Below are 6,078 nucleotides of genomic sequence, written 5' to 3'. Positions count from 1 at the left end.
CCACAGCATTGCCTCTCTCTACGAAACGTTTGAACCTCAAGAAGCCAGAAGACTGGCTGAACGACTTGATATACATTACACGCCCAAGCACGGCAGTTGGCTGAATATGGCCGAGATTGAACTCAGCGTGCTTAAGGGGCAGTGCCTTGATCGCCGGATCCCTGATATGGCAACAATGCAGGCCGAAGTGACTGCATGGGAAAAAGACCGAAATAACTGTACCAATAAGATTGACTGGCAATTTACAACAACTGATGCCCGGATCAAGCTGAAGAGGCTTTATCCGAACTTTTAAATGTTAATAGGTACTAGCCTCGTTCATGTCGCGGGTTTTGGGGATAAGTCGACTAACTCAGCAATAACCGTTGGGTACGCTTCGCTTTACCCAACCTACATACTTTTCTACATACTTTTCGTCACAAAGCCTTCTGGAGCCGTTCTGCCACCCAGACCTTGATGATGGACTGCCTGGGGACACCGAGGCGTTTTGCCTCCTTGTCCAGTTGCTGGATCATCCAGAGCGGGAAATCGACGTTGACACGCTTCTGCTCCTGCTCTGGCCGGCGTTCACGGGAGATATCCAGGTATGCCGTGACATCCTCGCCATCATCAAATTTTCGATCGAAATCCTTAGCTTTCATCTTTATCTGATTGTTCCGCCTTTACCGTGTCCCATCAAAGATTTTGCCTTTAAATCCGGGTGCCATTCAAGTTTCAGCCCTACCGCTTTGCGTCGTTCAAATCCGCCGCAAACAGCTTCCCGGCCCCGCGGGAGGCGCAGAAATCCCCGCACATGGTGCAGGTGGCCTCGTCCTCCGGGGTGCGGCTGGCGCGGATGGCGCGGGCGTCCTCCGGGTAGAGGGCGAGCTGGAACTGCTTCTCCCAGTTCAGGTCGCGACGGGCCTTGGACATCTCCATATCCCGCTGGCGCCCCTTCTCCGGGTACTTGTTCATGTCGCCGATATAGGCGGCGATCCTGGCCGCCTTCACCCCCTGGCGGACATCCTCCTCGTTGGGCAGGGCCAAATGCTCGGCCGGGGTGATGTAGCAGATCAGGTCCGCGCCGAAGCGGCTCGACTGGGCCGCGCCGATGGCGGCGGTGATGTGGTCGAAGCCGGGGGCAACGTCTGTTGAAATGGGGCCGAGCATGTAGTACGGTGCGCCGCCGCTCATCCGCTTCTGCAACTGGATGTTCCCCTCCACCTCGTCCAGCGGCACATGGCCGGGGCCTTCCACCAGCATCTGGCACCCCATCTCCCGGCCAATCTCGGCCAGCTCGCAGTTGATGAGCAGTTCCTGGATCTGGGCCCGGTCCGAACTGTCGTGGATGGCGCCGGCCCGGAGACCGTTCCCCAGCGACAGCACCGTGTCGTACTTTTTCAGGATGCCCACCACCCGGTCGAACTTCTCGTAAAGCGGGTTTTCCCGGCCATTGGCCAGCATCCAGGCAACCATGCTCACCCCGCCCTTGGAGACCAGGCCGCCGTAGCGGTATCCCTGCTTGCGCAGCCGCTCGATGGTATAGAGGTTGATGCCGCAATGAACCGCCATGAACGCCATGCCGTCGGCGCACTGCCGCTCGATCAGATCGAAGAGCATCTCCTCGTCCAGTTTGTTCGGATCACCGTACTTGCGGGCCGCCTCGCAGAACGCCTGGTACAGCGGGACGTTTCCGACGGGCAGGTCAACGCTGGCGATCACCTCCCGCCGCACCCGGTCCAGGTCTCCGCCGACCGAGAGTTCCATCAGTGTGTCGGCCCCGGACTCCCGGGCGGCCCGCGCCTTGCGCACCTCGGCCGCGTAGTCGACGATATCCGAGGAGGTGCCGATGGAGGCGTTCACCTTGGTCCGGAGCCCCTTGCCGATCCCCACCGCCTTCGGTTTCCGGACATGGTTCCAGGGAATGACGGTCTTTCCCTCGGCCACCATCTGCCGGACATACTCCGGGGCAACCTCTTCGTCAAAGGCAACGGTTTGCATCTGGGCGGTGATGACCCCTTCGCGGGCCAGTTCGATCTGGGTTTTCATCCTATCTCCTCGTTGTATTGATATCTTGTGTGGGAGCAATTCGATGAATTGCCCCTACCTTTTGAATTTCCGGCAACTCTCCACGAACGACTCGGCTATTGCCGGGTTACTGCCGAAGTGGAGATGGATGTACGAGGCAAGACAGTTTTTGTAGCGGTACCCCTCCACCCCCAGATCGTTCTGCCCCCTGCGGACCCGGTAAAGCCGCTCCACCTCTGCCGGCATCGCTCCCATCTCGGAGTAGTGGAACTCGTGCCCCCGGGCCACGGTCCCCTTGCGGCCGATGATTGTGTCGGCGCGCAGTTTCACTTCCCGGTACCCCAACGCCTTGCGGCGCGGCAGCATGCGGGTGGTGGCCGGGAATATCCCGACAAACGCATGTGCCCTCACCCCTCCTTCGGCTCCTCCATCCCCCGGAGAGAGGGGCCGGAGATAAGGGCCCCCTTCAGCGCTCGCCTCTTCCACCCCACGGGTCAGGTAGATGAAACCGCCACATTCGGCATAGACCGGCATCTCTGCTTCGATAACATCCCGAATCGCCCGTTTCAGGCGATGGTTGGCGGCCAGCGTGTCGGCAAAGAGTTCCGGGTAACCGCCGGGCAGATAGAGCCCGTTAACCCCCTCAGGCAGATCGTTGTCAGTGAGGGGCGAAAAGAAGCAGAGTTCGGCCCCGGCTTCCTCAAGCAGCTGCAGGTTGGTCTCATAGGTGAAACAGAAGGCCCTGTCGCTCGCCACCCCGATCCGGACCGGCTCGCCGGCCGTTTTTCGTTCAGGTACCGACAATGCTTGGGACACCGCCAGGTCGGTCGGCGTCGCCACGCTCCAGAACATCCCCAGGTCGACATAGGTGCGCGTCACCTCCACCAGGTGATCCAGAAATTCCTGCTCCAGCGGATTTTCCTCGACGGTCATCAGCCCCAGGTGACGGGAAGGGATCGCCAACTGGTCGGTGCGGGGGATACAGCCGAGGACCCGGACCGCCGGCAGAACCGTTTCCACCGCATCGCGCAGGAGACGGGCATGGTTATCGCTGGCCACATTGTTGAAGATCACCCCGCTGACCCGCACGTCCGGGTCGAATTCGGCAAACCCCTTGACGATGGCCGCGGCGCTCCGGGCAAGTCCCCTGGCATCCAGGACCAGAACCACCGGTGCACCGGTCAGACGGGCGATCTGGGCCGTGCTCCCTTCGTCGGAACGGCCGCTGATCCCGTCGAACAGCCCCATGACCCCTTCGATGACCGCAAAATCCATGTTTTTCGTGTGCCGGGCAAAGGTCTCCCGAACGGTCTGCGGGCCGCACATCCAGCCGTCCAGATTGATTGACGGCCGCCCCGTCACCAACTTGTGGTAGCCGGGATCGATGAAGTCCGGGCCAACCTTGAAGGGGGCAACCTTCACCCCTCGTCGTTTCAGGCACTCCATCAGGCCGAGGGTGATGGTGGTCTTGCCCGAGCCGCTCATGGGCGCTGCGATGATGACCGATTTCATCTCTTTCTCCTTACCCGTTCAGCAGCATGACGACTGCCTTGCCATCCTCGTAGTAATCGATGATGTTGAGGCAGGCGTAGGTCTGCTCGATGTTGAACAACGCGCCGAGTGGCGCGCCGATGGCGTCCAGAAGGATGAGCCGATTGATGCCGCCATGCGCCACCACTAGTACCTCTTCACCCCGGTGCCGATCCACAATCCGCCGGATGGCCGGCATTGCCCTGGCCTGCAGGTCGAGCAGGTTTTCCCCCTCCGGCACCCGATAGTTGACGATGTCGGCCAGCCGGGCCTCCCATTCGGCCGGATAGCGGGCAATGATCTCCGCCCAGGTCATTCCCTCCCAGATGCCGATGTTCAGCTCCCGGAGACTTGAGTCCAGTAACGGTTCCAGGCCGAAGTGGCCACCCAGGATGCGGGCACCGGTGGCACAGCGGGTCAGGTCGCTGGAGTAGCAGGCCGCAAGCCTGATTCCTGCGAACCGCCCCTTCAACTGGTGGTACTGGTCCAGACCACGATCGGTCAGCCCCACGTCGGCATGACCATTGTAGCGGGGGGTGCCGGCCCCCACCACCTCGCCGTGGCGGATGAGATAGAGACGCGTTTTACGGGTCATTCGAATCCATCCTGTAGGGGCGATCCTCGTGATCGCCCGAAAATTGGGCAAACACAAGGTTTGCCCCTACGTATTGAAATTCATCCCCAAGAGCAAGAGCAGGCAGAGAATCTCGTTCAGTTCGCTGACGCAGCCGATGACGTCGCCGGTAATCCCGCCCAGGCGACGATGGAACCACCAGCGGCAGAGGCCGGTGAATACGACGGCAGCAGACCAGCAGACGGCGCCCGGCACGCCGAGCAGGAGCCAGCTTGCCACCAGGGCCGTGAGCTCGGCCGTCACCAGATGGGTCACGCCGGCATCGGCACTACATGCGGCCCCCAGGCCATCCGGCCGTGCCTGGCGCGCCCCGACCGCCAGTTGCACCTGGGCCGTGCGGGCCAGCAGCGGGAACAGCATGAGCATCTCCCGTTTGCCGGCCAGCGGCAACTGCAGCAGCGCCTGATACTTCAGGAACAGCCCCAGGAACAGCCCCGCAGCACCGGCAGCCCCGATGCGGGAATCCTTCATGACCGCCAGGAACCGCTCGCGACCGCCGCGGGCCGCCAGCCCGTCGCAGACATCGGCCAGGCCGTCGAGATGGAGCACACCGGTGACCAGAGCGAGCGCCGTCACCAGGATGAGATCCGCTACCGGCCGCGGCAGGATTGGCGCGAGACAGAAATCGAGCCCGGCCAGGAGTGCCCCGATGGTCAATCCGACCAGGGGGAAAAAGGCCATGGAACGCCCCAGGTCCCCTTCTCGCCAGCGGACGGTGAAGGGGAGTGGGATGATGGTCAGGAACTGGAGTGCGGTGAAATAAAGACGCATGGTTCTCCGTAGGGGCGGGGTCTCCCCGCCCTGGGCGCGGCAACCGCGCCCCTACATCAGTATTCCCCCTCAGTGACCCCGGCCTCGGCGAAGCTCGCCATCTCTTTCAGGACCTTGACCCCGGCCTCGATGAGCCCCATGGCCAACGCCGCTCCGGTCCCCTCACCCAGCCGGAACTGCAGGTCGAGAATCGGCTCGGCACCCAGCCGCTCCAGCATGAAGCGATGGCCTATCTCCACCGACTCGTGGGCCGCAAACAGGTACTCCCTGGCCAGCGGTTGCAGCTCGCAGGCAATCAGTGCCCCGGCCGTGGAGATGAACCCGTCCACCACCACCGGTATCCGGCAGGCAGCCGCGCCGAGCACCAGACCGGCAATCCCGGCGATCTCAAGCCCCCCCACCTTGGCGAGCACGTCCAGCGGGTCCCGCGGGTCCGGCCGGTTTATGGCCAGCCCCTGCTCGATCACCCGGATCTTGTTCTCCAGGGCGGCGTCATTGATGCCGGTTCCGCGATGGGTTACCTCCCTGGCCGACTTGCCGGACAAGACGGCCAGGATGGCCGACGACGGCGTGGTATTGCCGATCCCCATCTCGCCGGTGCCGAGCATGGCCACCCCCCTCTCCTTGGCCTCAAACGCCAGACTGATCCCCACCTCCAGGGACGCCACCGCCTCTTCCCGAGTCATGGCCGGTCCCTTGGCAAAATTCCGGGTACCCCGGGCCACCTTGCGGACGACAAGTTCCGGAACCAGGCCAAAGTCGTGATCAACGCCGATATCCACCACCCTGACCACTACTCCACTGTGCCTGGCCAGGACATTCACCCCGGCCCCGCCCCGGAGGATATTGAGCACCATCTGGGGGGTCACCTCCTTGGGAAAGGCCGACACCCCCTCTTCTACGACACCATGGTCGCCGGCAAAGGTATAGATCACCTTGTGCGCCGTATCCGGGGCCATGTTCCCGGTGATGGCGGCAAACCGCCGGGCAAACTCCTCCAGCCGGCCAAGGGCGCCGAGCGGCTTGGTCTTGTTGTCCAGGAGCTTCTGGGCCTCTGCCAGCAATGCCCGGTCGACGGGTTGAACCCTGTGTATCGTTTCAGTGAGCAGTTTCATTGTCGGTACCCCTCCATGACG

Annotated in this window: 7 protein-coding genes; 1 reads left to right on the top strand and 6 read right to left on the bottom strand. The window is 62.4% G+C overall.

The features are described from left to right. Nucleotides 1-295, top strand: a 295-nt coding sequence (locus JN12_RS11905) for a transposase (RefSeq protein WP_211360537.1), incomplete at its 5' end; no start/stop codon positions are given. 121 nt (nucleotides 296-416) lie between these two features. Here the strand turns inward: JN12_RS11905 and brnA are convergent. The 6 genes from brnA to cobT form a co-directional block, all read right to left on the bottom strand. Then, nucleotides 417-641, bottom strand: a complete 225-nt coding sequence (brnA, locus tag JN12_RS11900) for a type II toxin-antitoxin system BrnA family antitoxin (RefSeq protein ID WP_145022982.1) — start codon at nucleotides 639-641, stop codon at nucleotides 417-419. 79 nt (nucleotides 642-720) lie between these two features. Next, the gene (gene thiC / locus JN12_RS11895; RefSeq protein ID WP_145022980.1) at nucleotides 721-2,028 is read right to left on the bottom strand and encodes a phosphomethylpyrimidine synthase ThiC; all 1,308 of its coding nucleotides are present in this window, start codon (nucleotides 2,026-2,028) and stop codon (nucleotides 721-723) included. A gap of 54 nt (nucleotides 2,029-2,082) precedes the next feature. Further along, nucleotides 2,083-3,519, bottom strand: a complete 1,437-nt coding sequence (locus JN12_RS11890; protein ID WP_145022978.1) for a cobyrinate a,c-diamide synthase — start codon at nucleotides 3,517-3,519, stop codon at nucleotides 2,083-2,085. Between the two features lie 10 nt (nucleotides 3,520-3,529). After that, entirely contained in the window at nucleotides 3,530-4,132 is a 603-nt protein-coding gene (locus JN12_RS11885; RefSeq protein WP_145022976.1) for a histidine phosphatase family protein, read from the bottom strand. Between the two features lie 66 nt (nucleotides 4,133-4,198). Beyond that, nucleotides 4,199-4,942: an adenosylcobinamide-GDP ribazoletransferase gene (gene cobS / locus JN12_RS11880; RefSeq protein WP_145022974.1), complete on the bottom strand. Its 744-nt coding sequence runs from the start codon at nucleotides 4,940-4,942 to the stop codon at nucleotides 4,199-4,201. A gap of 56 nt (nucleotides 4,943-4,998) precedes the next feature. Then, on the bottom strand, nucleotides 4,999-6,057 hold the full coding sequence (gene cobT / locus JN12_RS11875; RefSeq protein WP_145022972.1) for a nicotinate-nucleotide--dimethylbenzimidazole phosphoribosyltransferase: 1,059 nt from the start codon (nucleotides 6,055-6,057) through the stop codon (nucleotides 4,999-5,001). Nucleotides 6,058-6,078 lie beyond the last annotated feature (21 nt).

It is taken from the genome of Geobacter argillaceus, from assembly GCF_007830735.1.
In the GTDB taxonomy this organism is placed as follows: Bacteria; Desulfobacterota; Desulfuromonadia; order Geobacterales; family DSM-12255; genus Geomobilibacter; species Geomobilibacter argillaceus.
The sequence above is the reverse complement of the archived record's forward strand: the minus strand, read 5'-3'. Positions and strand labels throughout refer to the sequence as shown.